23 protein-coding genes and 2 pseudogenes are annotated in these 25,695 nt (G+C 41.8%); 8 read left to right on the forward strand and 17 right to left on the reverse strand.

Annotated features, from left to right (window positions below):
• Nucleotides 1-153: 153 nt before the first annotated feature.
• The 11 genes from KME09_01190 to KME09_01240 form a co-directional block, all read right to left on the reverse strand.
• The gene (locus KME09_01190) at nucleotides 154-582 is read right to left on the reverse strand and encodes a DUF2442 domain-containing protein (GenBank protein ID MBW4532530.1); all 429 of its coding nucleotides are present in this window, start codon (nucleotides 580-582) and stop codon (nucleotides 154-156) included.
• 95 nt (nucleotides 583-677) lie between these two features.
• Complete coding sequence (locus KME09_01195) at nucleotides 678-1,067, reverse strand: type II toxin-antitoxin system death-on-curing family toxin (protein ID MBW4532531.1); 390 nt, start codon at nucleotides 1,065-1,067, stop codon at nucleotides 678-680.
• Entirely contained in the window at nucleotides 1,064-1,288 is a 225-nt protein-coding gene (locus KME09_01200; GenBank protein ID MBW4532532.1) for an AbrB/MazE/SpoVT family DNA-binding domain-containing protein, read from the reverse strand. Before KME09_01200 ends, KME09_01195 begins: the two co-directional genes overlap by 4 nt.
• 57 nt (nucleotides 1,289-1,345) lie before the next feature.
• On the reverse strand, nucleotides 1,346-1,567 hold the full coding sequence (locus KME09_01205; GenBank protein MBW4532533.1) for a hypothetical protein: 222 nt from the start codon (nucleotides 1,565-1,567) through the stop codon (nucleotides 1,346-1,348).
• A 212-nt stretch (nucleotides 1,568-1,779) separates the two neighbouring features.
• Complete coding sequence (locus tag KME09_01210; GenBank protein ID MBW4532534.1) at nucleotides 1,780-2,208, reverse strand: hypothetical protein; 429 nt, start codon at nucleotides 2,206-2,208, stop codon at nucleotides 1,780-1,782.
• 149 nt (nucleotides 2,209-2,357) lie between these two features.
• Entirely contained in the window at nucleotides 2,358-2,522 is a 165-nt protein-coding gene (locus tag KME09_01215; GenBank protein MBW4532535.1) for a hypothetical protein, read from the reverse strand.
• A 72-nt stretch (nucleotides 2,523-2,594) separates the two neighbouring features.
• Nucleotides 2,595-2,936, reverse strand: coding sequence for a DUF86 domain-containing protein (locus tag KME09_01220; protein MBW4532536.1), 342 nt, complete (start codon nucleotides 2,934-2,936; stop codon nucleotides 2,595-2,597).
• Entirely contained in the window at nucleotides 2,933-3,226 is a 294-nt protein-coding gene (locus KME09_01225; protein ID MBW4532537.1) for a nucleotidyltransferase family protein, read from the reverse strand. Before KME09_01225 ends, KME09_01220 begins: the two co-directional genes overlap by 4 nt.
• 52 nt (nucleotides 3,227-3,278) lie before the next feature.
• On the reverse strand, nucleotides 3,279-4,409 hold the full coding sequence (locus KME09_01230) for a hypothetical protein (GenBank protein MBW4532538.1): 1,131 nt from the start codon (nucleotides 4,407-4,409) through the stop codon (nucleotides 3,279-3,281).
• Entirely contained in the window at nucleotides 4,406-4,939 is a 534-nt protein-coding gene (locus KME09_01235; protein ID MBW4532539.1) for a hypothetical protein, read from the reverse strand. Before KME09_01235 ends, KME09_01230 begins: the two co-directional genes overlap by 4 nt.
• A 105-nt stretch (nucleotides 4,940-5,044) precedes the next feature.
• On the reverse strand, nucleotides 5,045-5,293 hold the full coding sequence (locus tag KME09_01240) for a hypothetical protein (protein MBW4532540.1): 249 nt from the start codon (nucleotides 5,291-5,293) through the stop codon (nucleotides 5,045-5,047).
• Nucleotides 5,294-5,517: 224 nt separating this feature from the next.
• Here KME09_01240 and KME09_01245 point away from each other — a divergent pair, with 224 nt between their 5' ends.
• On the forward strand, nucleotides 5,518-5,703 hold the full coding sequence (locus KME09_01245; GenBank protein MBW4532541.1) for a hypothetical protein: 186 nt from the start codon (nucleotides 5,518-5,520) through the stop codon (nucleotides 5,701-5,703).
• 30 nt (nucleotides 5,704-5,733) lie between these two features.
• The gene (locus KME09_01250; GenBank protein MBW4532542.1) at nucleotides 5,734-6,057 is read left to right on the forward strand and encodes a DUF2839 domain-containing protein; all 324 of its coding nucleotides are present in this window, start codon (nucleotides 5,734-5,736) and stop codon (nucleotides 6,055-6,057) included.
• Nucleotides 6,058-6,522: 465 nt separating this feature from the next.
• Here KME09_01250 and KME09_01255 read toward each other — a convergent pair whose 3' ends face one another.
• The 3 genes from KME09_01255 to KME09_01265 all read right to left on the reverse strand — a co-directional run bounded on the left by KME09_01255 (nucleotide 6,523) and on the right by KME09_01265 (nucleotide 19,457).
• Nucleotides 6,523-7,185: a hypothetical protein gene (locus KME09_01255; GenBank protein ID MBW4532543.1), complete on the reverse strand. Its 663-nt coding sequence runs from the start codon at nucleotides 7,183-7,185 to the stop codon at nucleotides 6,523-6,525.
• 27 nt (nucleotides 7,186-7,212) lie between these two features.
• Nucleotides 7,213-8,016 carry an AAA family ATPase gene (locus tag KME09_01260; GenBank protein MBW4532544.1) on the reverse strand — a complete coding sequence of 268 codons (804 nt, stop codon included), beginning with the start codon at nucleotides 8,014-8,016 and terminating at the stop codon, nucleotides 7,213-7,215.
• 245 nt (nucleotides 8,017-8,261) lie between these two features.
• Nucleotides 8,262-19,457: a PKD domain-containing protein gene (locus KME09_01265; GenBank protein ID MBW4532545.1), complete on the reverse strand. Its 11,196-nt coding sequence runs from the start codon at nucleotides 19,455-19,457 to the stop codon at nucleotides 8,262-8,264.
• Nucleotides 19,458-19,528: 71 nt separating this feature from the next.
• Between KME09_01265 and KME09_01270 the strand changes: the two are divergent.
• Both KME09_01270 and KME09_01275 read left to right on the forward strand, forming a co-directional pair.
• Nucleotides 19,529-20,344 (forward strand): annotated as a pseudogene (locus tag KME09_01270) (IS1634 family transposase).
• Nucleotides 20,345-20,426: 82 nt separating this feature from the next.
• Nucleotides 20,427-20,681: pseudogene (locus KME09_01275) on the forward strand (IS6 family transposase).
• Here the strand turns inward: KME09_01275 and KME09_01280 are convergent.
• Nucleotides 20,682-21,743, reverse strand: a complete 1,062-nt coding sequence (locus KME09_01280; GenBank protein ID MBW4532546.1) for an IS4 family transposase — start codon at nucleotides 21,741-21,743, stop codon at nucleotides 20,682-20,684.
• 301 nt (nucleotides 21,744-22,044) lie between these two features.
• Here KME09_01280 and KME09_01285 point away from each other — a divergent pair, with 301 nt between their 5' ends.
• From KME09_01285 to KME09_01295, 3 genes are all read left to right on the forward strand, one after another.
• Nucleotides 22,045-22,491 (forward strand): hypothetical protein, encoded by a 447-nt coding sequence (locus KME09_01285; GenBank protein ID MBW4532547.1) that lies wholly within the window; start codon nucleotides 22,045-22,047, stop codon nucleotides 22,489-22,491.
• A 317-nt stretch (nucleotides 22,492-22,808) separates the two neighbouring features.
• Entirely contained in the window at nucleotides 22,809-22,994 is a 186-nt protein-coding gene (locus KME09_01290; GenBank protein ID MBW4532548.1) for a hypothetical protein, read from the forward strand.
• A gap of 97 nt (nucleotides 22,995-23,091) precedes the next feature.
• Nucleotides 23,092-23,313 (forward strand): hypothetical protein, encoded by a 222-nt coding sequence (locus KME09_01295; protein ID MBW4532549.1) that lies wholly within the window; start codon nucleotides 23,092-23,094, stop codon nucleotides 23,311-23,313.
• A gap of 411 nt (nucleotides 23,314-23,724) precedes the next feature.
• On the opposite strand, the gene KME09_01300 is transcribed toward KME09_01295, so the two are convergent.
• Entirely contained in the window at nucleotides 23,725-24,075 is a 351-nt protein-coding gene (locus tag KME09_01300) for an ATP-binding domain-containing protein (protein MBW4532550.1), read from the reverse strand.
• A gap of 75 nt (nucleotides 24,076-24,150) precedes the next feature.
• On the opposite strand from KME09_01300, the gene KME09_01305 reads away from it, so the two are divergent.
• Entirely contained in the window at nucleotides 24,151-24,639 is a 489-nt protein-coding gene (locus tag KME09_01305) for a crossover junction endodeoxyribonuclease RuvC (protein ID MBW4532551.1), read from the forward strand.
• A 48-nt stretch (nucleotides 24,640-24,687) separates the two neighbouring features.
• On the opposite strand, the gene KME09_01310 is transcribed toward KME09_01305, so the two are convergent.
• Nucleotides 24,688-25,575: a DUF2236 domain-containing protein gene (locus KME09_01310; GenBank protein ID MBW4532552.1), complete on the reverse strand. Its 888-nt coding sequence runs from the start codon at nucleotides 25,573-25,575 to the stop codon at nucleotides 24,688-24,690.
• Between the last annotated feature and the right edge of the window lie 120 nt (nucleotides 25,576-25,695).

The raw sequence follows: 25,695 nt of genomic DNA on the forward strand, positions 1-25,695 counted from the left end.
TTGATATAATTCAGGTAACATTATATGACGATAGGTTTGATGACTCACTCTTCAGCCTATCTTTTTTTGCCACTTGCCTCAAACTCCCTTCTTCTCTAATTTTCAGTCTAGATTGTCGCCCCCACAGTTTTCTATGTTTAAGTTGGGGAAGCTTCATCTTGGTGTGTAATTGTTTTTTTTGGGTCGTCCGCCTTTTGCTCCGTTGCCTCTCGATGCAGCCCTCTTTTTCTCCGAAGTAGATGAACCACCTTTGGCTGCGATCTGTTTCATCCACATATTGCTTCCAAAAATACCCAGTAGCAACCCTTGAATGCTCAAATCTATATCTGGCTCGTTCCACCTTAACCCCTTTCCCGATGGAGTAAGTTCTACTGTTGCTAAAATCTTAGAGGGCTGTGTCGCGATCGCTTCTACAGATTCGGCTAAAAATGAAAAAGATGCACCGTTAGTAAAGTGAAGCGTAAGTCTACCGTCATCAAATAGTACTTCTTTAGCCCTCGGTTCGGTTGCATCGATCTTTTGTTGGCGGGCGATCGCCACATCGATTTGTGCTTTTATCTGTCGGTCGGTTAGCTGTGCCATCTCTAATTATGCTCCGTGAATTTGAGTCCAAGCTTGGATTAACTTCTCTTGATTATCGGCAACAAGAGCGATCGCCCTGGCTACTTCCTTGCGCTTCATGCTTTGACGATAAATTTTTCAATCCACTTAGCTAGTTCTAATTCTGCTAAATCTCCAGCAGCCAAAGCTAGCACTGTCTCTACTGCTTCTACTGGCTCTACTTTTAATAAATAACCGTTAATTGCCAAAAACATACCCATAGCCAAAAAAGCTGCACGTTTATTTCCATCATTAAAGGGATGATTTCGAGCAAGACCATAGGCATATGCCGCAGCTAACCTAGAAATGCTTGTCACTTCTTCATAAGCAAAAAGGTTTTGAGGACGAGCTAACGCAGACAAGAATAAGCCTTCGTTCCTCATTCCTGAAAGTCCACCGAATTCCGCAAGACTTTCGCCATGCAATAAACGCAAAGCATTTGCATCGATCCAAATAGGTGGACTCATTCCGCTAAGGCTTTAAATACTTCTCTGTTTTGCTTGATAAATGCACGACCTTGTTTTATTTGATCTTCTACGAATGGATTATATGGACTCACCACATATCCTTCAGGTGTCTCAACCGCGTACAGACAATCACCTTTCTCTAACTTCATGCTTTTGAGCATTTCAACAGGAATTACTACTCCTGTTGATGAACCTACCGTTGTTAACTTCAGCGTATACATAAAATCTACTACATTAACCTTGTTATAATAATTATTATAACAAAACTGTTTGATTTATTACTGTCTACTATTTCGCTTGATTATCTTCTTGAGATATTCCAACGAGTATCCACGGGCTACCGCATCCGCCCATTTTTCCCACGAGCCAGATAATTTAACCCACTGCTGCCCCTCTCTGATTTTCTGACCTAAGCAATAACCCAATTCCCTCGCCAAGTCATACCAATGACGGAATACAGTAGCCGTGTCTATTTCTCCCTCTGAGTTTAAGCTTTCCACAATCTGCTTGTCTGCCCATCCTTATTTTAGTGCTGCCACGAAATACCCAGAAGGATTAGGTATATACTGCTCTCTTTTTCTTGACCGAAAGAGCGCGATCGCTCCTCTGACTTGCTCAGGACTATACATCTTCAGCAGGTTAATCACTGTCTTATTTGTAGGTATTCCTGTACTATCTAATTCCTCTAACTGCTTCTGCCAATCTTTATTGACTATATAGTCAACTTCAGCAGGTGTTTTATCTTCATTAATGTTTGAGTGTACTTGTTCTGATTTGACTTTATTTGACCAGGAGAAACAGTCAAACTTGCTAAATGGGGATTACTCCCTTTTTGGTTTATATCTTCATCTTTAGCCGATTTAGGCGAGGCAGCAGCAAGAGGTGATTCTGTTTTTTGGCGATCGCCTCTCTGCTCTGTTGTTTCTTTTTTGGTAGTAATCTTTGGTTCTATATATGAGATGTTAAGATCTCTCACTTCAAGAGGAAGGTTTCTCTCATCTTGAAGTGGGGTATTGCACATCTCGACCATTTCAATGCTTCCAGCCATTTCTAGGTTGATAAATTCTGCCAAGCGATCGCGATCTAATGAGTAATAATTGGTCTGATTCCATTGTTTCGATTTGTACCTGATTACCTTCACTATGGAAAGCGATTAGGCTCCGCCTAGCCTTCGGCATCGCAATAGATTCATTGACTTTCTGAATTGCCAGCTAGATAGCCATCTAAATTGTTGAGTTATCCAATCGACATAGGTGTTGTAAATATATTTAATGCCGTCTACTACTACTCCTACTTCCTTCTTCTCCATCCAGTAATGCAGTTGTTGGATGACGATCGCTCGTTATCTTCAAATACCTCTGGACAAGAACGATGCAGATTCTCCACAAATTGTTCTGTGGTCAACTCTTTAAAATGTTGGCGAATCAGTTTAGCTGCGGATTTAGGATTGACCATAAATTTTTCTCACTCTATCTCTAATACAATGACGAGATTTAAGATTTAATTGAAGTTGTCAAAGTTGTTAGATTATATATTCTTTTCTTGTAAGATTGTTTCTACTTTTTCTTTGAGATTAGATAAATAACTATTCACTACTTCCCAAACTAAATCAAGCTCAATTCCACCTAAATAATCATGCACTAAAATATTTCTAAATCCTGAAATACTTCGCCAATCAATATCTGAGTTTTGTTGTTTTAAATTATCAGAAAGACGCTGAGTTGATTCGGCTAGTGTATGTAATCTTCTCAAAATAGCATCTTGTACCATGAGATTATTTATAAATTCTTTTTTTCCTCCTTTACCGTAAGTTTCAATTAAGTTAATACACTCTAAAATATATTCTAGATAAATCCGATCTTCTTTCATAATTTAATTGCTTCAGCTAAGATACGTTCGCGAATTAAACTATGCAATCCTTTTTCTGTTACTATATCGACTTTACAGCCTAAGACATCTTCTAAATCAGCTAGTAATCCTCCAGGAAACCAAGGGGTAATTTTGGCTAAATCGTAATCTATTAAAAAATCAATATCGCTACTAGAGCTTTCTTCTCCTCTGGCTACACTACCAAAAATTCGCACATTATATGCACCATGTTTACTAGCAATTTCGAGAATTTCATTACGCTTTGTTTGGAGTATTTTTTGCAGCTTCATAGTTCTTTCTAAACTCCTGTTTTTATTTCAATTAATCTGACAATATTATCTTTCACTGTCTCAAATTCCTCTTCATTATTTTCTTAAGATATTCCAAGCTATAACCCCGCTTGACCGCATCCTCCCATTTTTCCCATGAGCCAGACAAGACAACCCACTGTTCCCCTTCTCTAACCTCTTGACCGCCACAGTAACCTAACTCTCTCGCCAAGTCATACCAATGACGGAATACAGCAGCCGTATCTATTTGTAAGTCGCGATCGCCAGTAGATTCGTTTTCAATTACAGTTTTACTTCCCCAATCGCCTTTGAGTGCTGCTACGAAATATCCAGAAGGGTTGGGAATATACTGCTCTTTTTTCCTTGACCGAAAGAGCGCGATCGCTCCTCTGACTTGCTCAGGACTATACATCTTCAGCAGATTAATCACTGTCTTGTTTATTAGTATTCCCGTACTATCTAGTTCCTCAATCTGCTTCTGCCAATCTTTGTTGACTATATAGTCAACCCCAGCAGGTGTTTTGTCAGAGCCAGTGTCTTCCTCAATCTGTTCTGATTTAACTTTATTCTGACGAGCAGAAGCAGTTAACCTTTCTTCTGGTGACTTCACTCTTTTGGAGATTTTTTCTTCTTTTGAAGTTGTTTTTGGTTGAGCAGCAGCAAAAGGCTGAGATTTTGAATTATGGCGATCGCTTACTTGTTTTGTTGTTAGATCTCCTGTAGTAATCTTTGTTTCATATAATGACAGTTCACTATTCCTCATCTCAAGAGTACAAGATCTTTCACCTTGAGGTGTGTTACTCTGCAACTCTGACATTTCAATACTTCCAGCCGATTGGGACTTGAGATATTCATTCAAGCGCTCGCCGTCTAAAGTGTAGTAGTTAGTCTGATTCCACTCTTTAGCTTTGTAACGAATTACTTTGACTATTTCAAGACTTCGCAACAAAGACATTGCTTGTCTTAACTGCCATTGAGACAACCAGCTAAATTGTGTTTTTACCCAGTCTCGGTAGGTGTTGTAAATATATTTGATGCCGTCTACTACTACTCCTACTTCCTTCTTCTCCATCCAGTAATGCAGTTGTTGGATGACGATCGCTGCGTTAACGTTTCCCAAGGCAGCAGCTATTTGCATATCAAAGTGTCTTGTGCTGGTGGGGGAGGTACTTAAGATGCTCATGACTCTCCTCTTGGCACCTTGTACCCTTGTGGTATTGTCTCTAGGTCTTGGGTGAAGAATTGCGATGCGCCACAACTAAATAACACTGCTGCTACTAACGCTCGTTTTTGCGCCATCTTGACTATGGTATTGGTCAGATCGAAGATTTTGTATTTCTGGGAATCGTATTTTTTCTCCTTAGAATTACAACTGCCATCACCCTGTCCTACCATCTCTCCCTGTCGTACTAGAGTACAGCGATAGTGATAGTGAAATAAGGGCTTATCGAAATCGGTGACGAAATGGATTAGCTCGTAGCTTGGGTGTAGGCTGAATAGTCTACACAGTTTTTCTGCCCCTGGCTTGAGTAATGTTGGTTTTTTTGTTCCTGGGATTACACCGTAGTCTACATCTTTAACCATTTGGGTTTGTACAAATGCCACCATTGTTTGATAATGTTGAGCAGTATGAGCGATCGCCTTCTGGTACGTAGGGGCTATTTGGGATAAGCCAGCACTTATCATCTCTCCCTGATTTTGGGGTCTATTCATTTAGGTTCAACTCAGTAATTAGTTTCTGTAGCGTTCTTTTTGGCAAGCAGTACAGGTTATCTTGAGTACTACTTGCTAAAAGCTAAAAGTTAGGGCGATCGCCCATTAGAATTCAGATGGTATTTCTACACCTAGTTTCTTCGCCCAATATTCTCGACAACCCACTTGATAGCCCGCCCAATAACTATGTTGTTCTGGGTGAGACGGTTCACACCCTATATATCCCTCAAAATATCCTGCCGAATACAAGTCTGTATTTAGACCCGCTTCCTCGTGGATTTGCCTCTTTGCTAAGATTAAATCGTTCTTTACTCTTTGCTGCTGCTCCTGTTGCAATGCTATATTCAGTGTCATAGTAAATTTCCTTTTTCTGGGTTTTACTCAAAGGCGATCGCGGACTTTCGACGGAAAGCGATCGCTCTTTTAAGTCTTAATTTATAATATCACCTTATTGCCATGTTCACACAGCAATAGACTATTAAATGGAGGATTTTAATCAAATATTTGTTTTTTACTATGCCATGTTCACAAGCTATATTATTAATAATCAGGTTTTCATACGGTGACAGTTCTTTTCTATGGCCAACAAGAATCCTAAAATAGACCAAATAAAGGCTTATACTTTTAAAACAGAAAGAAAGGAATCTTGTACTGCTCAATTAAACCTGAGAGTTCCGCCTTCTCTACTATCGGAAGTCAAGAGCCAAGATAACTGGCAGGAATTTGTTCGTCAGGCGATCGCTGAAAAACTTGAATCTGCTTAAATTTATTTTTCTTGAACTTGAAGGTGTACCGTGGGAGAAGCTAAACGCCGTCAAAAACTCGACCCTAACTATGGAAAGCCCAATGTTTTGAAGAATGCTTGCCAACATATTGATGAACTTTTGTTTCAGTTAGAACAAACTGACTCTGATGAGGTAACTGTTTTTTCTTTGTTTACCAATGATGAGCGTGGTTGTAGTGAAGATGAGATTGAGTTGCTGCAATCTACCATTCCCCTGTTCTATCACAACCAAAACTTTACCGTTTGGCTACTTCCGCAACAATATGCTTCTCTGCCTCCAGAAAAAGCGCTCGATTATTTTATCGTCCCTGCGGGACGAGGCTCTAGGCTCTAGGGCGTAGGCTCTAGGCAAGAGCCGAGTTACGCAGATAAGTGGGTATAAGACCCCTACATGCGGGCAAGCCCTTTGTTTTAAGAAGCCTGCATTTACTGGGGGTTCAATCCCCTTGTAAATGCTAGAGCCTAGAGCCTAGAGGCTAGAGCCTATGAATCCTCTTTATGTGGGAGCAGGAGGTTAATGCCTATCTAATGCATTTTCTTGACTGTCTAAATTTCCCGATAAATACTGGTTACGTTTTTACTTTTTTGCCTTACTTTATTTCTTGAGGTCATCCTCTTCTATACTGAACTTTTATATTAATCTAGATATGCGTCTCATTAGTAGACGCATTCAACTTGTCCTTGGCAGATTTCTCGAATCTACGAACGAGCTGAATGATTCTCAGACTAAAAAAATCGCCTTCTTGAACGGGTCGCTTGACCGGGCAGAGCCCGAGTCCGCGCCCGTCCGCAATCTCTTTCAAGAAATATCTCGACCGAACTTTCGGTTCATAGTCTGTAATTTTTTTAGTTCGCCGATTCGTTTACGATTTTTATATCTGTCTTTAGCTTCTACAATCGCCTTATTTAAGGTTTTCTGATTTTTGCTACAGGTCAAGATTGCTGCTTCAATCAAAGTTTCTCTGGTCACTCTGTTTTCTCGGCACAATGTATCCATCAATTTGTCTACTGCTGGATCTAGTCTAATCGTTCTACGCATCGGCTCTGTTTCTTGAACGGGTCGCTCATGGGGGAAACCCCCAAGACCGCGCCCGTCCGCTTCTAAGCCTACTGATTGACGGCGCGTACAAGCTCCCGAATGCATTCGGGAGACAGCGCCTTGACTACTTTCAGTCATTGAGTCATTTATCTCTGACTCATTTATTGATTGACTATCTTCAGTTATCGAGTCATTTATTTCTGATTCATTTATTGATTGACTATTTTCAGTTACAGAGCTATTACTGTTTAGTTGTTTGACTACTTGATTGTTTGCCGTCAAGCAGTTATCGTTGCTTGACTGATTTAATAACTGACTATCTTCAGCTATCGAGTCATTTTTAGCTTGAGAATTTAGGGATGGATTTCTGGCGCTTACTTTTCTTTTTTGCCTATCTTTTAGGCGTTCTATCGCTTCTGTCATTTTTCGTTTCTTTTAATTATTTTTGACTCACACTGTAGTTACTAAACTTGAGGATAATAATTTAGAGATTTGTTGGAAAGGATATTCTAAATCCTCGTGTCCTAGTTCCCCCAGTGTCTTTCCCGAATCCATCGCTTTTTTGAACTGTTCTGATTCTATTAGCGACGGTAGTATTTTTATTCTTTTTAATGCAGGTCTTGATTCCTCTTCTAAAAATAGCCTAATCGTTTCTAGGCTTTCTTTACTTTTTCTAGTTTGACGGATTCCCACCCAGCGCTCTCTAAAGGGTAATATTCCCAAGATTTTTCCCGCAAATGCTTCTATTTCTACCTGCTCGTCTACTAGGTCTAATGTGCGACAGATTGAATTTATCCCTTTGCTCGATACCTCTGCTGGTATTAGTAACCGATCTGTTGCTCCCAATACCGTCAAACTTATTTGTGAACGTTGAGGTGGTGAATCGATGATACAGAAGTCAAACATCTGGGATACTTCTGCTAGTCTTTTTTTCATTACTACTGCTCCCATGCCGCTATTTGACAGGTATTCTTGTGCTTGATTGAGGGCATCATCTGAAGGAATTATCCATAAGTTTGAATATTTTGTTGCGTATATTCCCTCTTCTACTTCGATCTGCTTTCTCAATATTTCTAGTAATGTTGGCTCGTCTGCCTCTACTCCGATGGAGAGATAAAACGTTAGGTTTGACTGAGGATCGCTATCTACCATCAGTACTTTGTAGCCCAATTTACTTAAATGTAGACCTAAGAAAAAACTACAGGTGGTTTTTCCCATGCCTCCTGAGAGACTCAAACAAGAGATTACTTGCATTTTTTGGTTCTTCTGTATATTTTCTCGCCCAATCTAACTGCTTAATTCTCAGATGTGTAGTGACTGGCTGGAAATTTTTAGTTATTTAACATTTGTATAATGTTTGAATAGCTGATTGACTGATTGACTAACTTATTGTTTGACTAAATTTTATTAATTCAAGCGACGGTATTTAGCTTGATTGAAGAAAACTAAATACTGTCGTTTGCTGAAGCAGACTACAAGTGCGATCGCTCCTTCTTTATTTAACTGGGAGAAGAATTAGCGATGCCGATTACCGTGGCACTACCATTAAAGGTAATATTGCCTTTAGCAGAAATAGAACCGTACAAATTAGAACTGCCATTGAAGAAAAAGTTCTTAGCACTAATCAACTCGCCACGAGTATTAGAGGCCCCATTGTAATTGAGATCGCCTGCGGAAATTACCCGTAAATGACTCGACTCATCGACGGTATTGGTTGCTCCGTTAAAGGTAATATTGCCATTGTTCGTGCCTGTGGTTAGTAATGTATTTCCAGCAAACCGAGCGCCACTACCCGTATTAATCGAGCCACTGGCGAAGAGGGATAAATCTTTGGAACTGACGCTAGCCAGATTGACATTACCATTATTAGTGAGGAGCATCACGTTATTGAGATTGTGTCCGCTACCGTTAAAATTAAGGTCTCCCGATTCCACTGTAATGACATAATTACTGAGATTGACATTACTGGGAATATTCAAGCCCCCATCAGTCACTTTAACTACGGTGGGACGAGTTGGGGTGCCTGGGGCGGGGAAACGAGATGTCCAATCGCTTAGGGTATTGAGGGGATTTTGAGCCGCATTGAAAGTCACCGTGGTCGTACCCGTAGGAATTCGTCTGCTTAATTCTTGAGTTGCTAGATTTCCATAGGCGGGAACAGTGACAGTTTGTGCTTCAATTACCTGGGGTGGAATCAAATTGGCATATTGATTTCTAGCAGCGTTGGCAGTACTACTTAAATAACCAGGTGCCACGGCGACAGCCCGATCTACCAAGACTGGTTTGCCATTACTAAGGATGGGATTACCCGCCTCGTCGAGTTTAACCGCCAGTGCCTGATTGCCATTGAAGGTAAATCCTTTGCCCGCATAAATCTTGACATCATCGTTGGGATTAATGGCAACTCCATCAAAATCACTGCTGCCATTGATAAATACCTGCCCTTCCGCTTTGATACTATAGCTGTTGAGGTCGTTATCAGTAATCGTGCCAATCCCTTGAGTATCGGCAATAGTGGCATTTACTGGATTGGTCAGATTGAGTAAGATGGTTTCGTTATTTTCGGTAATGCGATCGCCCGTGACGGGGATAACTACAGTTTGACTGGTTTGCCCTGGAGCAAAAGTCAGAGTTCCCGACATAGCCGTATAGTCAACTCCAGCAGTCGCCGTACCGTTAGCCGTGCTGTAATTAACCTTCACGGTTTTACCACTGGCAGCAGAGAGATTGACATCAAAGACCAGGTTTTGATTGCCACTATCGCCTTCGGTGATGGTGGGGTCATTCAGACTGAGACTAGGAGCGGGGTCGTTATCGATAATCGTGCCAACGCCAGTACCATCAGCAATAGTGGCATTAACTGGACTGATAAGATTGAGACTAAAATTCTCATCGATTTCATCTAAGCGATCGCCATTGATGGGAACAGTTATAGATTGACTGGTTTGTCCTGGAACAAAAGTGATGCTGCCTGTAGTAGCTGTGTAGTCAGCACCAGCAGTAGCCGTCCCGTTAGCCGTACTGTAATTTACCGCTACGATTTTACCACTAGCCTCAGACAAGTTCACGGTAAAGGTAAGATTGCTCGTACCACTATCTCCTTCAGTAATAGTTGGATCGTTAATAGTTAGACTGGGAACAGGATCGTTATCGATAATGGTTGCTATGCCTCGATCGTCGGCGATGGTGGCATTGACGGGGCTGGTAAGATTGAGACTCAAGTTCTCATCGATTTCGTCTAGGCGATCGCCATTGATGGCAATAGTTACAGATTGACTGGTTTGTCCTGGAGCAAAGGTGATACTGCCTGTGGTCGCCGTGTAGTCTACTCCAGCAACAGCCGTACCGTTAGCCGTACTGTAATTAACCGCAACAGGACGGGTGCTAGCTTCATTGAGACTGACGGTAAATACCGCGTTAGCCGTGCCGTTATCCCCTTCCACAATACTAATGTCATTAACTGCTAAAGTTGGTAATTTCTTAACGGTTAGTTGTAAGGTATCGTTACTGCTGGCATTACTGTCATCCCTGACGCTGTAAGTAACGGTGTAAATCCCAGACTCCGTATAGGTGTGGGTAGGATTATTAATACCATTGGTATTAGTGTTATCCCCAAAATCCCAATTAGTGGTGTGGGTATCGAGAGAACCCCGATCGCTAAATGAACCATTAAAGCTAACGCTTTCCCCTACATATACGGTTTGATTATTGCCAGCTTCGACGGTAGGAGGGAGATTATTGACCGTAATTTGCCTGGTTTGGCTGGTAGATGCACCGTCTGAATCCGAGACAGTAAGGGTAGTATTGTATGTCCCATCTTGAACGTATTGATGGTCGGTGTTTTGACCTTTGATTGTTTCGCTGCCGTCGCCGAAGTTCCAAGTGTAGGTAAGTTCGTCGGCTCCTGGGTCAGTGGCAGCAGCGCTAAAGTTAGCACGATCGCCTTCATTAATCTCAGTATCACCAGTAATAAATGTAATCGTCGGAGTTACATTGTTAACCGTAACCTTGAAGGTACTGGTAGTATTTGCTCCTTCATCATCCGTGACAGTTAAACTGACATCATATTCGCCATTATCTGCGTAGACGTGAGTTGGAGTTAAGGTATCTCTAATAGTACTACCATCACCAAAGTCCCAAGCAATGGTGTGAGTATCTAGTAAACCAGGATCGCTAAAGCTGGCGTTAAATGCTACGGGACTACCTTCATCACCAGTTTTATCCTCGACCACATCAACTATCGGGGCAACATTATTGACGGTGATGGTTACGGTTTGAGTCGCCGTTGCACCATCGTCATCGGTAACGGTCAGATTTAGATCGTATTTACCATCTTCAAAAAAGGTTTGAGTGACGGTGACGTTTTCTCCCTTCACTTGCGTGCCATCAGCTAAGTTCCAGGTGTAGATTAAGCTATCGTCACCTGGATCTGTAGTAGAAGCCGTCAAGCTAGTGGTATCCCCTTCATCGATAGTGCGCTCGCCTTCAATCTTGATAATCGTGGGGGCCACATTATTGACCTTGACATCAAGAGACTGAGTAGTACTAGCTCCATCGGAGTCAGTCACGGTGGTGGTAACAGTGTACTCGCCGTTATCGGTGAAGATATGACCGACATCTTGACCAATTACAGTCTCACTGTCATCGCCAAAGTTCCAAGTGTATGTAAGTTCGTCATTCCCCGCATCAGATGCCGTAGCACTAAAGCTGGCGCGATCGCCTTCATTTATCTCTGTATCTCCTGTAAGTTGGGTAATTGTGGGAGCAAGATTATTTACCGTAACTTCAAAAGTGCTGTTAGTGCTTGCGCCGTCTCCATCGGTGACGGTGGCGGTAACAGTGTACTCGCCATTTTTAGCAAAAGTATGGGTAATCTGCGAATCTGTGCCAGCAGCAGTTTCACCATCGCCGAAGTCCCAAGTATAGGTAAGCTCGTCCGAGCCTGGATCTGTGGCAACGACGGAGAATTTCGCCCGTTCTCCTTCATTGATTTGAGTATTTCCTGTCAATGATGCGATCGCTGGGGCAACATTGTTAACCGTAACTTTTAAAGTACTAGTAGTACTGGCTCCTTCATCATCGGTAACTGTCAGACTGACATCATATTCTCCATTATTGGTATAAATATGAGTGGGAGTTAAGGTATCTGTAGTTGTTTCACCATCACCAAAGTCCCAGGCAATGGTGTGAGTATCGGTTATACCAGGGTCGCTGAAACTAGCGTTAAATGTTACGGAACTACCTTCATTACTCGTGCGGTCTTCTCCCGCCTCTACTATTGGTGCTACGTTATTGACCGTAATAGTTAACGTCTGAGTTGCTGACGCGCCCTCTTCATCGGTAACGGTGAGATTAACATCATATTCACTATCTTCAACAAAGCGCTGGGAGATCGTGACATCAGTGCCAGAGATTTGAGTGCCATCCTCTAAATTCCAGGTATAGGTGAGAGTGTCGTTGCCAGGATCGGTGGCTGTAGCGCTAAAGGTAGCTGTATCCCCTTCGTCAATCGAGCTATCGCCAGTTAAATCAATAATGGTAGGAGCAACATTATTAACCTTCACCTCCAGAGTAGAAGAGGTGGCTGCGCCATCTGAGTCGGTTACTGTAGCCGTAACGGTATAAGTCCCATTTTGAGTATAGGTGTGGGAGATATCCGTACCCGTGGCAGTTTGACCATCACCCAAGTCCCAAGAGTAAGTCAATTCGTCCGAGCCTGGATCGGTGGCGGTGATGGCAAATTTAGCCGTATCTCCTTCATTAATGTTGGTATCTCCTGTCAATGATGCGATCGCTGGGGCAGCATTATTGACGGTGACAGTCATGGTATTGGTGGTGCTGGCTCCATCTGAGTCGGTAATGATGACACTGGCTGTATAAATACCATTATCAACATAAGCATGACTGACAGAAGTTTCATCGCCATTAGTAGTCAATGGTTTGGAGCCGTCGCCAAAGTCCCAAGTCAGAGTATGAGTATCCAAGCGACCTGCATCGCTGAAGTTGAGATTGAATTCTACAGTATCTCCTTCTGTGGCAGTTTCATCGAGCCACGGATCGGCAATCGGCGCGACGTTCTTGACAGTTATGCTCAGGCTTTGAGTTACGCTTGCACCATCGTCATCGGTGACGGTAACGCTGGCTTGATACAGACCATTATCGGCAAAGATATGTTCGGCGTTTTCGCCCATCACGATTTCACTACCGTCTCCGAAATCCCAAACGTAGGTAAGGTCGTCAGCTCCTGCATCAACAGCAGTTACTGATAACCTGGCTGCATCACCTTCGTTAATAGTTAGAGCGTCTGTAATATCGCTAATAACTGGATTCGTATTGTTTACAGTTATATCCAGACTACTGCTAGAGGTCGCACCACTAGAATCGGTAACGGTTAAGGTGACGATATAATCGCCATTGTCATTGTATATATGGGGTATAGGGGTTAGGGTGTCGGGTGTCGTGATGGCTTCGCTGCCATCGCCAAAGTTCCAACTGTAGGTTAAAGGATCGTTGCCAGCATCTGTGGCGATCGCACTAAAGCTGGCGGTATCCCCTTCGTTTATTTCTGTATCGCCAGTAATAGTTTCAATTACTGGAGGAGTGTTATTAATCGTGACATCAATGGTAGATTCGGTTACTGCTCCATCGCTATCGGTAACGGTGACAGTGGCGGTGTATGTGCCATCTGCTGCGTAAACGTGAGACTGAGTTTCTGAATTGGGTGTGGATTCAGCAGGATATTCTGTGGTTATGGAATCACTACCATCGCCAAAATCCCAAGTTACTGTTAAATCGTCATTACCAGTATCATCAAATGTAGCTTCAAAATCAACAGATGAACCTTCATCTCCAGTTTTAGCTGTATCTGTAGTTATTGTGGGGGCAACATTATTTACCGTAATGCTGAGGTTGGAAGTAGTAGCTGCACCATCATCATCTGATGCAGTGACAACAGCATCATAAACACCATTCTGAGAAAAGGTGTGACTGGCGTTTGCACCTTGGACTTCTGATGTCCCGTCGGCAAAGTTCCAGGTGTAGGTAAGTTCATCATCTCCTGGATCTGTAGCTGTGGCATTGTAGTCAACTGCTTCTCCTTCATTAACAGTAGTTTTACCATTGATTTGGGTAAAGGTAGGAGCGACATTCTCCACGGTGACTTCTAAGGTTTGGGCTGTTTCTCCGCCGTCTTCATCTGATGCAGTCAGAGTTACGTTATAGGTGCCATTATCGGTAAAAATATGGCTTGCTTCTGCACCCTCGACCGTTTCACTGCCATCGCCGAAGTCCCAAATATAGGTGATAGTGTCAGACCCTGGATCTGTGGCAGTGGCACTAAAGTTAACTGTCTCTCCTTCTTTGACTGAACTATCACCTGTAAGATTGGTAATAGTAGGAGCTACGTTGTTTACGGTAACTGTTAACTCATCGCTGCTGACTGCGCCATCACTATCGGTAACGGTAAAGGTAGCGTTATAAGTTCCGTTATCAGCATAGGTATGATTTGCCTCATTCGTATCGGCGGTGCTGCCGTCCGCAAAGTCCCAAGCAACTGAATGGGTATCTAAGCTACCTGTATCGGTAAAGCTGCCAGCAAAATTAACCTTACTTCCTTCATCTACAGTCTGGTCTGCTCCAGCATCGACTACTGGGACGGCGTTATCCACCACAATCTCAAAGTCTTGGGTGTCGCTACCGCCATGAGGATCGGTGACGGTTAACGTACCTGTATAAGTTCCATTATCCGCGTAGGGGCGCTTGGTTGTTCGCCCATCTGCTGTAGTACCATCATCGAATTCCCAAGTGTAGGTAAGTTCATCATTGCCTGGATCTGATGCTGTGGCATTTAAGGTAACTTCATCTCCTTCGGTGATGTTATCGCTAATCTGAATTTCGCTAATCTCTGGCAGAGCATTTTCTACCGTCACCTCGACCTCAGCAGGTTCGGAGGATTGTCCGTCCGAATCTTGAACTGTGTAGGTAAAGCTATCTTCGCCAATAAAGCGATCGCTTGGAGTATAGGTAACAGTCCCGTCATTATTAACGGTAACAGTACCTTTGGTAGGTTCGGTTTGGATTTGGACTGATTCGGGGGTAATTGTGCCATCATCATCGGTGTCGTTAGCCAGGATATCGATAATGGCTGGTTGCCCTTGAGCAGTGCTGGCAGTGTCGTTTACTGCCGTAGGAGGTAGGAGATTTTGGTCTGATAGGCGTACATCGTCGATTACCACGCGACTATCTACATCGCCAAAGCCTAGAAGCTCGAAGTAAAGGGTGGCTTCTGTACCAGGGGTGAGGTTTGAGATATCAATGGTAACAGTGCGTGATTTGTCGAGATTGATGAGTTCTCCTGATGTTGCCCCGCCAATTCTTACCTGGTCGCTAAAGTAAGCAGTGCCGTCGTTTTGGATGTTGAGTAGGGAATCTGTTTCGGTTAAATCGTTGTCGCTAACAAGGGATTCCTGGGTATTGGCATCGAGTAAAGCGACTTCAAAGGCATCGGGTGGTGCAAGTTCGCTTGCTCCTAATTCTGTTTCAATTAACTTAAACTGAATTGTTTTGGCAGATTCAGGGACGGTAAAGGTTTGGCTGAAGTTGCTTAAAAATGGCGAGTCTTCTGTCAGTACCGCCTGACCTGTTTCTACTTTACTTGCACCGCGAGTATCCCAGGCAAAGCTATCGGTAGTGGTGTCGGTGATGCTGAAGTCGCCGTTGGTAATACCGAGTAAAGGATCTGAGGTTAGTTTGGCAAGTAATTCTTCACCCTCTGGCTTGTTGCCATTTCTCTCAAATTCAGTAGCAATTAGTGATTGTAGTATTTGTACATCCAACTGAGAGGGCAGTTTCCGCATTCCTGGTGCGAGGTGGGTGTTGAGCAAGTCATAGGGATGGGCTATTTTGTCTAGGTGTTCGCCATCTAAGGTGGCGGTGAAGCCATCACCGATGAATTTGGTAGTATCGTTTTTGGTTTCTATGTTGTCGCTATATCCTGCGTAACCGTCGATAAATCCATAGAGGTGCGAGAGTTCATGGAGAACTGTTGTAAGTAGATCGTATTTGCCCGAAGCTTCTGATTCGGCAGCAGCAAGTAGATAAGTTTCTTCCTTGTCTGCCTTGTCTCCCACTAACGAAAATTCGCTGTTATCCAGAGGAGTCGAGTCAATGAACCAGCCGACACCGTTGGCATCGGAGTCGATCAGGATTGTTCCTGCTTTGGGTACTCCAGATGAGTCGAAGCCTGTGATGCTTGCTTCAGCTAGTTGTCCTGATGGCAGGTCGGTGATTTGGAACTCAATGTTTAGTGGTGTTTCTGATTTGAGTAAATCTGACCAGATTTTGGTTGCGCTATTATTGAGTTCATTAATTATTTGAGGTGTCGAATTATGACTGCTGAGGAGTTGCTCGTTAGATATGCTGCTGGCGAACGAGATTTTACTGGCGCCGATCTCAGTGGAGCTGATTTGATTGAGGCTCGACTGACTGGAATCAAACTGAGGGATGCTAAGTTGATCTGCACTGATTTGAGTGGGGCTAACTTGCGAGATGCCAGTTTGAGTGGAGCCGATCTCAGTGGGGCTGACTTGAGTGGGGCTGACTTGACTGAAGCCGACTTGATGAACGCCATTTTGAGGAATGTCGATCTGATTAAAACTATTTTGATTGGCATTGAGAGCTACGCTACCGATTTTAGCCAAGCCAATTTGACCGAAGCTATCTGTATTGGTGCCATTTTGAGAGGTGCTAGATTCAGAGATGCCAATCTCACTAGAGCCAATCTTAAGTGTGCTGTCATGGAGTGGGCTATCTTGGAAGGATGTAATCTCGAAGGGGCTAACCTCTTCGAGGTCAATTTGACTCGTGCTAAGTTGATGGGGGTTAATCTTTTTGCTGCTAGAGTCGAACGGGCTAACTTCACCGAAGCTAACCTCACTGGAGCTAAATTCATCGACTACTTGTCCGATGTTTGCTACGTTACTTTCAATAACACCATCATGACTGATGGAATTCTTCAAGAAGGTTTGAATATCTGGGGAGCTTAAATCTGAAGCTAAATAAATTGAATTGCTCAACAAAGATGCAGATAAAGAAGGATCGTAATATCGAAAATCTTCATTTGCTTCAATACGATTTTCTACTTCATCAGGTAAGTTAGATAGAAAATCATAATCTGTTTGTGATTCAATCCAATCGACTGATTTTTTCCAGTGTGTCCAATTTTCTGTTTCAAAATTTGGATCTGTAGGATCGTTAGGAATATCAATAGCGAATAACTGATGAATACCGCCACCCTGTACATCACTTAGCGTATCCGAGGTTAAACCCTGCTTATCCAAAACAATTGCAACCTTCCAGAAATGAGACGGAATGTTAATATCTGAGTTTCTAATAGGATCGTTAGCAAGTAAATCATCCCAAATTGGATCGTTATTAATGCTGCCTCTACCTCCTGTAATAACGTATACTTCTTTTCCTTGAGTAGTAAAATTCTTCAAATAGTCTTCAAAATCTGACCAAACACCCTCATTCATAGTTTTTAATTGAGGAAGTATGTTTGAAGTCAAGTAAGTTGAGTAATGTTCTTTATAACTTCTAGTTCTGGATTGAGCCTCAGTTAAATGACCTCTATTAAAATATGTAGAGCCAGCATAATCACTATGCTGAGTTTTTGGAAATGATGATGGCAACAAAAACTCTTGTTGGAAAAAGGGGCTTGTTGTATTTCCACCAAGCCAAGAGCTATTCATCTGATAACTAGCCCAATTAGCACCTTTTAAGCTCTTATTATAAGAAATTGCATATTGTGGTCGTTCTATTAAATAATTATTCGCAAAAGCTTCAGGATTTTCAGGCGTATACCTTGCATTACTAGGATTATCCATCGCTAAATGCTGACTCTGAAAGAAAACATTATCCAAATAAACAGTGTTGCCATTAACTTCAAAAGTAAGGGTTGCGACTTTCCCTCTGAGTGCATTAGGTACAGGTAAATTGAAGGTTTCAAAACCTGTTTGTCCGTAATCAACTTTAAGTCGATCTTCAAAAATATCTTGTGGTGTATGTGGACCCGTTACGGAAGTAACCGCAGGAGTCAAACTAATCGAACCCAAGTCATGATTTTCAAACCCAGGAACATCAGACTGCATCGAAACATCAACCGTACCACCAGTAAGTTCGGGAACACGAAGATCGAACCTTAAAGTACCCCAATCAGGAACGACAAAAGGATTATGAGTAATACTCTTCAAGCCATTACCCAACTCCAGCGCATAACTCTGATTACCAGCAACTCCAAATTTAAGATACTTTTGTAATTTCCCATTAGAATTTTCATTATTCCAACCAGGAATGGGTTGAACATCTAACTTACTGTCAATTGCATCGAAATTACCATCATAAACAGTCGGAACAGCAAAATCACCCCGTTGTCTGGGTTTTGCCGTATTATCAAAACTGATAGGAGTGCGCTTAGTTAAATCTCCTTGAGGGCGTTTATAATAACCATTGCCTAACAGCGAATAATACCAACCAGTACCATTACCCTCCCACTGAGAATATTTATACCGATCATCATCGATCACACCACCAGTAGCATGATCGACAACATACCAAGGAAAATCAGTGTTTTGAAACTCTGGCTGGGCAAAATCACCTCTGCGTCGATGAATCGGATATTTGTTGGAGAAACCTGCCCCCAGACCAACTCGATCCAAGTTGATATTGGTAGTTCCTTCGTACCAGGCAATTGACCTTTCATTGGAGTCTTTGTTAATATTTCTGTTTTCTCCCGCATCACCAGTAAAACCAACCCGATTTTTAAAGACCTCTTCGTGATCAAAACCTCCTAAATCGATATTTACATCTGCACCAGCCAGTTGATAACTAAATGGCTCAGTCGCACTTTGATAGTAGTTATCGGCAAAAGTAACATTATCCCAAACCTCAATACTAGGCTCAGGGATTGCATCACTAGCTAGAGGACGATCTTTATTTACCTTATCGGCATCGATAGTGGTCATCTGCAAATCGGGGAAGGTATCAGCGAATTGAGTATCATTACCCTGTTCATCTTTTTTCGGGAAGGCAGTACCAATACGCTGGATAATCTCGCTGTTAACCACCCCACCAGAACCAAAACCAATAAAGTGGAAGGGAGAATTAAATAAGCTGCCTGGAGTATAAATTAAGTCGCCTTTTTGGTCATAGATTTTAGTTCCCTCACCGATTTCGCCTTTGCCCTCTAGTTTTTCATTGAGATCCAGTTTAATTAAAGAAGCAAATATTTTATCAGCGGTGGCTTCTGCTGTACCCGAGTTGTAATTAAGTTTGGTAGAATCTTCAAACCAATCTGCGATCAGAACCAATGGTTTAGTTAGATCGAATCGATCGCCATTAGAATTAGCAGATATCTTGACCCAATTACCAGTAGTTGATTCATAACGCAGCACATTGCCTGTTCCTGTGAGGGATTCATCAACCTTAGAGGCTATGTTTAATCCCAAATCATGAGCTTTATTGAAAGAATAAAGATCGTTTTTAGCAGCATCAGGAGTAATTACGGTAACGCTGGGGAAAGCAGTAACATTCTCAGTCTCAACTAATTGCGGATACCAGTCAAAGGAAGATGGGTTCTGTTGGTTGACCTGCCCATTGGTACTCGTCCATAGTTGATAATGATATCTACCAGGAGTCAAGTTAAGACGGGCATTTCGCAGGTTGATGAAAAAAGGTAGGGTATTAAAATGAAGAGTTTAAATGACCCATTGTGGAGATCCAAGTTAAAAATCTAGATCACTTAGGTATAGTAGCAGGAATTGTTGACCAAATAGGATTAGTTGAAGAAATAGATAGGCAAATAGAAAAACATCCGCAACAGATAATCAGTACAGGGCAAGTAGTCAAAGCCATGATTTTGAATGGATTGGGCTTTGTGAGCGCGCCTTTATACTTGTTTGGAGAGTTTTTCATTGGCAAAGCCACAGAACATTTGTTAGGAGAAGGAATTAAACCAGAACACTTGAATGATGATCGAATAGCCAGAGGATTAGATAGCCTGTGGAATCAAGGCTTAACTCCATTATTTACAAGCATTGCCATGTTAGCACAACAAAAATGCCAGCTTGATACCAAAAGTTTACATCTCGACTCAAGTAGTTTTAGCCTCGAAGGAAGCTATGAAATAGAAGAGAAAGGGCAATCTAGAGAATCAATCGAAGAGGTACACATCACTTATGGCTATTCAAGAGACCGTCGACCAGATCTCAAGCAATTTATGATGGATGTGATCTGCACAGGAGATGGAGACGTACCATTGTTTGTGCGAGTCGGTGACGGGAATGAATCTGACCGTGCCATTTTTGCTCAATTGATGAAACAGTTTCAAAAACAATGGAATCTCGATAGCATTTATGTTGCTGACAGTGCCTTGTACAGTGCCGAAAATTTACAGCAATTGGGAGAATTGAGATGGATTACTCGTGTTCCTCAAAGCTTGAAAGCAGCCAAAGTTTTAGTAGAGTCTGTAGAGGATGAGCTATTTTGTGAGAGTAAGATTTCTGGTTATCGTATAGCATCGTGTTGTAAGGTTGTGTCGCAAAAAATGAAACAGGCTGATGTAGTACAATAATATTAAACGATAACATTGATAAATTTAAATCTTTTTGATGAATTCCCAAGAACCTTTTAAGTGGCGACATTTCCAAACAGAAATTATTTTGCTTAACGTTCGTTGGTATTTAAAATATCCTTTGAGTTATCGTAATCTAGAAGAAATGATGTTAGAGAGAGGGTTGAAAGTCGATCACTCTACTATTGGTCGTTGGGTTTTAACTTATTCTCCTCAAATAGATGAAAGAACTCGTCGTCATTTGAAACTAACTAATGATTCATGGAAAGTAGATGAAACTTATATCAAGGTCCTAAGTACAGGACAAAAGTTTTAAAGATTGAAGAAACTCAGACTGTTTTAAGTCCAAATCGGTAAAGATTGAACGTAAATGATCGAGACCATAACGGAAAATACTTTTAGCTAATCTTCCATGCTTTTTAATTTTGAGTGGTCGATGTTGGTTTAGCCACTCACCCGTCTTGATTGACCAGCACAAAGCCAAAGCCATCAAAGCAATGAGCTTACTCAATCGCTCTGAATCAGTAAAATGAGTAGACTCAAGGCAAAATCCTCTAGTTTTAAACATTCCAAATAAAGTCTCGATTCCCCATCGTTTTCCATAATCTGAAATAGCTGTAGTAGTTGAATCAGAAGAGACAATTATCAATAGCTCACCGTCTTCTAAACGTAAAGCTGAAACATAAACGGAGCGTCCCCAAACCCATCGACGACCAGACAGAATTCTAGTCTGACCTGGTTTTAGATGGGCAAAGATAATCGAAGCTCTGAGTTCTTTCTTGCCATCGAAAATACGATCGCTTTTTCTAATTCTTAGTCGAAAAGAAATTGTAGGCTCAATCAACAGGTAAGTTAACCATAGTTTACCGACGAACTCTCGGTCGCCAGTTAAATAAGCAACCTCAGTATCGGGAAAGATTGAGTAGAATTGGTCGAGTAGATCCATTCGTTCATCGCCATTAGAATTACCTTTTTTGTTCAGCATCTTCCAAACCACAGGATATGCAACTCCATTGTGAACTACCCCTAGCATCAGAATATTGAATCTCGTTGTACCAAATGACCACTCAGTTCTATCGACGCTGAGAACCCAAGGTTGAGGGATATCCATAATGCCAATAACTGCTCTGGCAATTGCCGTATAATCAAGGTCAAAACTGCGGAAAAATCGTTGTAAGCGCTTGTGATTAGAGTCTATTTTGACTCTACTGCGAAAACCTGTAGCTAGCTCGGTTAGATTGACTGTTTTTACTCTTAGCAAAGCAACCAGAAACAAGGCCAGAAAATTTAGCCTTGCTCCATGCCATCCCAGGTGAGGCTTCAAAGTTTGTCGAAGTAAGTTAATCTGATTCATAGGGTTTGTATGAAGTGTAGTTACTTTTAATCAAACCCTCTTCCTGTCTACTCTTGCAAGTTGTTTCTCTTTTTTTGTCCCGTACAGAGGTATTTTATATAACTTTTGTTGAGGCAAAAATTAAAAGGAAGATGTATTCATGACAGATAAGCATCTATAGTCAATACTTTAAATCTAAAGTATTCACCCTGACTGCCTGACACATTTATTTGAACAAAGCTAACTATTAGAACATTTCACTTCCGAAATTCGGGTGAACCAAATAGCATCATAGTATTCTCGCCGACTTGGCTCAATACTTGTGGCTGGAGTGGATGGGAGTGGGGATTTTCCCATGCTTAGTTATGCCGATTCTTTTGTCTATCTATCAGTGGCTCAAGCGACAATTTATCAGTCAGATCCCGTTCACGGACTAAAGGAGTTGGCACCAACTCCAAAAACCATTATTAATGTGGGGTGGATTCCTGAAAATCGTCATGAAGGGGCTGCTGGTTTGGATAGGGTTCACGAGCAAATAGCAGGGCGATCGCTCTTAAAAGTTATCGAACAGTCGGATTATCGACAGCTTAAAGCTCAAGAAACTAAAAAAAGTTTTACTCCCGAATCTTTACTTAAAGGATTAATTCGTTCCCATGCTAGTGATGTGGGCAATTTAGCAATTCAGTTAAGAACAACGGCAGAAATGAGTGCTGCGCTAAGTGCGATCGCTACCCGTCGCCAATATTCTATTTTTACTGGGGGGAGATGAAAAAAACCCTAGGAAAAGTTCTAACATATGCGAAGCGGTGACGCGATATGCGGAGCGGTATCCTTTAGGACCAAGGAGCTAATCCTTTAGGAATCCTTTAGGACTTTATCCACTCTCGGCGATGAAAAACCTAAAACCAATGATGCAGTATTGGAAACCGATAAAAATAACCCTAGGAAAACTATAACCCCCAGTAAAAAGTGAAACGCGGCGGTCTTGTGGGGGTTTCCACCCAACTAAGCGGCGCAAGCCCCATGAGCCATCGTTTCAAGAAGCGAAAAAAGGGTTATGGGACTGGATATATCGAATGTAAACCTATGAAAAGGAGTGGGAAGGAGTATCAGCAGTATTGGTATCACTATGAAGAGTGGAGGGAGGGCGATCGCCTGAGCAAAAAGTCTCGTTATATTCCCAGGCGATTGTTAGCACGGGTGGAGAAGTTGGAGGCGGAGAAAGTGTCAGTTAATAAGATCTTGAAAGTTTTGAAAGGTAGGAAAAAGTGACTGTGTTGGAAAAATAAGTTTTTAAAGGTGTTTAATCTAATAGTCTTTCGGCAACTGGTAATATTAGTGTTGGCAAAATACATTTTTTTCTAAGAATATGAGTTCATCTTATAGCGACTCGGAAAGAGAAGAAATAATCTATCAATTTCTCTACAAACAGGCAGAAGAAAAAGGCAGACATTCTTGTTCTGTATGTGGAGGAAGTTATTCTTTTGATAATATCTATATGTGTAGAAAATGCGGGAAGTTCTGGGGATATTGCTGCGTTCCCGAAGATCGCATTTGTAGTAAGGCGAACTGTCTTGGAACAATTCAATAGAGGAAGAAAGCTAGTCAAAAAGAAATGGCTCTATTAATTAATTTCGATCTTTTAACCTCTCCCTCAATCTCGTATACCTCTGCTGCTGCTTGACTTCCTTTACTGCGATCGCATTAGATTTTCAAGGTAATATTTTTAATTGAAGTTTAAACTGGGTTGTAGCTGTAGATTCTGAACCCTACAAATCCAATCAATACGATCAAACCTAGCGTTCTGCGAAAATAATTAACGCCTTGAAATAATTCAAGCCACGCCCAAGTAAATAAAGAGCCAAAAGCTATCAAGTCTAACCCTACATTGGTCAAGCCAGTTGTAAAGATTAGTTTGAGCAAACTAACTACACCCCAGACGATAATAGGTGGGTTTGGTGGTTGAGCAATAACAATATTACCATTGCTGTCACGGAAGAATTTAAAGAGGCAGGATAACAACGGGATATTCAGAACCCTGACTTTTATGAATACTTGTCGCCCAAGCTAAAGTAATTTCATTTAAATCGGCATAATCATAAACTACATCTCTGCCATCGAAATCGATAGTTACTTCCTTCTCCATATAGCCTGCACGATAGCGAAACTTTGACCAGGGCGACACTCCCACATTCACCGCAATCTTATCTGCTGTTAAAAAGCCAATACCAAAAATATCAATGGCTAGTTGATAGGGATTGGTTGTAACAGTGGCGATCGCACTATCGCCATACTGCTTATAAATCTTGACGGCATAGGTAGTAGATACGCCATGTCCTGAAAGAAAGATCATCTGTTTTGGTTAATAGTTTACCAATGTTCCCCAATATTAAAAGATAAATAATATATAGCAATATGCGGTGATCGAATGAATCAAACATGGCTGGGAATTGACCCTGGACTAGCGACAATTGGTTGGGCATTTTTAATAGAGAGTGAAGAGACAAAAGTACAATTACTACAATTTGGAACGATAGAAACTAGTAAACAGTTGACCACATCCGAAAGGCTGCTGGAAATCGAGCAGGATATGGTTGAATTGATAGCTGAATTTCAACCCGCACACATAGCGATTGAGATGCCCTTTTTTGGTAGAAGCATCAAGGCAGCAGGGGGAGTGTTACAAGCTTTTGGCGTGATTAATTTAGTCTGTTACCGAGAGCTGGGGATTCAACCTATATATCTACATCAATCAAGTTGGAAATGTCATCTCGGTTATGGCAAAGCCGATAAGAATGAAGTAGCAGGAATGGTAAGGGTTTTATTCGATTTAGAAACTTTGCCAATTGATGATAGCGTTGATGCCATTGGTATTGGTTATGCGGGTTTGTGTGGCTTGAGGAATAATATTGGTTGAAGAATTTAGGCAAAAATGTCTATTGTTTTTTAAACTTTTAAATAGGGTCTATTCTTGTTTGGGAGAATGATTGAGTTGGGAAAGCATTTTAGTAGGTCCGAGGTCGTTTAATTCATAACCATCGGGATAGCTTCTCAACTTACTGTCAGTGAAAAAATCAGGTTTTCTTCTCGGTAAAAGCCATCTAGAAACACGACCGCGTAACTTAAGACTATTTTCTCCTAAATTACGTAACTTAGCAGGAGGATTTGAGTAGCCAAAAGCGGTAAGGGTTAACTCATCAAACATCCCATGAACACATGGTCTAAGAAGAGGACGACACCAAGCAGGAAACCAACTGAGAAATAAATTGATAGTTGATTCGACCACACGATGATTGCTGTGTGAATAAATAAAGTATTGCTGTTCGTAATCCTGATTATATTGGGCGAATTTGTCATAGGTAGAAGGAATGTCGTAAATGTCCATCTTGTTACCAATTGCTTGCCAAAAGTAATAGATAGCTAGTTTTTCAGTTTCACCAAACAACCGCCAGCCAAAACGCTCGTTCCAGCGAATTGGCTCGTAGATAAACGTAGAAAGAACGTAGAGAAAATCTTCATTACTAATTGGGTAATGACCGTGAATGGCGTTCATCCTCCGAATAGACTCTCGACCACGCTCGCTGTCGTAGCCCCATTTAAGAATTTCAGCTACCAGTAAGCCCGTATCATCGTAGCGTTTTTGGGTATGATGATGGAATTCGCCAGTTCGGTCGAGTAGTTGGGAAATGCTAGGGATGCAATAAGTTTTGAGCATGGCTAGTTCTAGAGAACGGGTGATATCCCAAGGAAATTCATAGCCAGCTAATAAATGGCAAATCTGGCAATGGTCGGTAACTGGGTCTAGTTGTTGAATCTGCTGTTGACGAGCGTAACGTAGATCGAGCCAGGACATAAGACGATTCGTAGATTGAGAATTACTATCAACATTATGATAGTGAACGGCGATTTTTATAAAGTCGCGATCGCGCCTACCAAAATTCAAACTGGTAAAAAGTAACCCTACTCTTTACCG

The sequence above is a fragment of the Pleurocapsa minor HA4230-MV1 genome (assembly GCA_019359095.1).
Lineage (GTDB): Bacteria > Cyanobacteriota > Cyanobacteriia > Cyanobacteriales > Xenococcaceae > Waterburya > Waterburya minor.

Excerpts from the sequence above, each read along its gene's own strand:
- KME09_01220 (MBW4532536.1), bottom strand. The coding sequence starts at position 2,936 with ATGAAAGAAGATCGGATTTATCTAGAATATATTTTAGAGTGTATTAAC.
- KME09_01240 (MBW4532540.1), bottom strand. The coding sequence starts at position 5,293 with ATGACACTGAATATAGCATTGCAACAGGAGCAGCAGCAAAGAGTAAAG.
- KME09_01225 (MBW4532537.1), bottom strand. The coding sequence starts at position 3,226 with ATGAAGCTGCAAAAAATACTCCAAACAAAGCGTAATGAAATTCTCGAA.
- KME09_01305 (MBW4532551.1), top strand. The coding sequence starts at position 24,151 with ATGAATCAAACATGGCTGGGAATTGACCCTGGACTAGCGACAATTGGT.
- KME09_01260 (MBW4532544.1), bottom strand. The coding sequence starts at position 8,016 with ATGCAAGTAATCTCTTGTTTGAGTCTCTCAGGAGGCATGGGAAAAACC.
- KME09_01280 (MBW4532546.1), bottom strand. The coding sequence starts at position 21,743 with ATGAATCAGATTAACTTACTTCGACAAACTTTGAAGCCTCACCTGGGA.
- KME09_01300 (MBW4532550.1), bottom strand. The coding sequence starts at position 24,075 with ATGATCTTTCTTTCAGGACATGGCGTATCTACTACCTATGCCGTCAAG.
- KME09_01200 (MBW4532532.1), bottom strand. The coding sequence starts at position 1,288 with ATGTATACGCTGAAGTTAACAACGGTAGGTTCATCAACAGGAGTAGTA.
- KME09_01290 (MBW4532548.1), top strand. The coding sequence starts at position 22,809 with ATGAAAAGGAGTGGGAAGGAGTATCAGCAGTATTGGTATCACTATGAA.
- KME09_01245 (MBW4532541.1), top strand. The coding sequence starts at position 5,518 with ATGGCCAACAAGAATCCTAAAATAGACCAAATAAAGGCTTATACTTTT.
- KME09_01215 (MBW4532535.1), bottom strand. The coding sequence starts at position 2,522 with ATGGTCAATCCTAAATCCGCAGCTAAACTGATTCGCCAACATTTTAAA.
- KME09_01230 (MBW4532538.1), bottom strand. The coding sequence starts at position 4,409 with ATGAGCATCTTAAGTACCTCCCCCACCAGCACAAGACACTTTGATATG.
- KME09_01235 (MBW4532539.1), bottom strand. The coding sequence starts at position 4,939 with ATGAATAGACCCCAAAATCAGGGAGAGATGATAAGTGCTGGCTTATCC.
- KME09_01295 (MBW4532549.1), top strand. The coding sequence starts at position 23,092 with ATGAGTTCATCTTATAGCGACTCGGAAAGAGAAGAAATAATCTATCAA.
- KME09_01310 (MBW4532552.1), bottom strand. The coding sequence starts at position 25,575 with ATGTCCTGGCTCGATCTACGTTACGCTCGTCAACAGCAGATTCAACAA.
- KME09_01255 (MBW4532543.1), bottom strand. The coding sequence starts at position 7,185 with ATGACAGAAGCGATAGAACGCCTAAAAGATAGGCAAAAAAGAAAAGTA.
- KME09_01195 (MBW4532531.1), bottom strand. The coding sequence starts at position 1,067 with ATGAGTCCACCTATTTGGATCGATGCAAATGCTTTGCGTTTATTGCAT.
- KME09_01190 (MBW4532530.1), bottom strand. The coding sequence starts at position 582 with ATGGCACAGCTAACCGACCGACAGATAAAAGCACAAATCGATGTGGCG.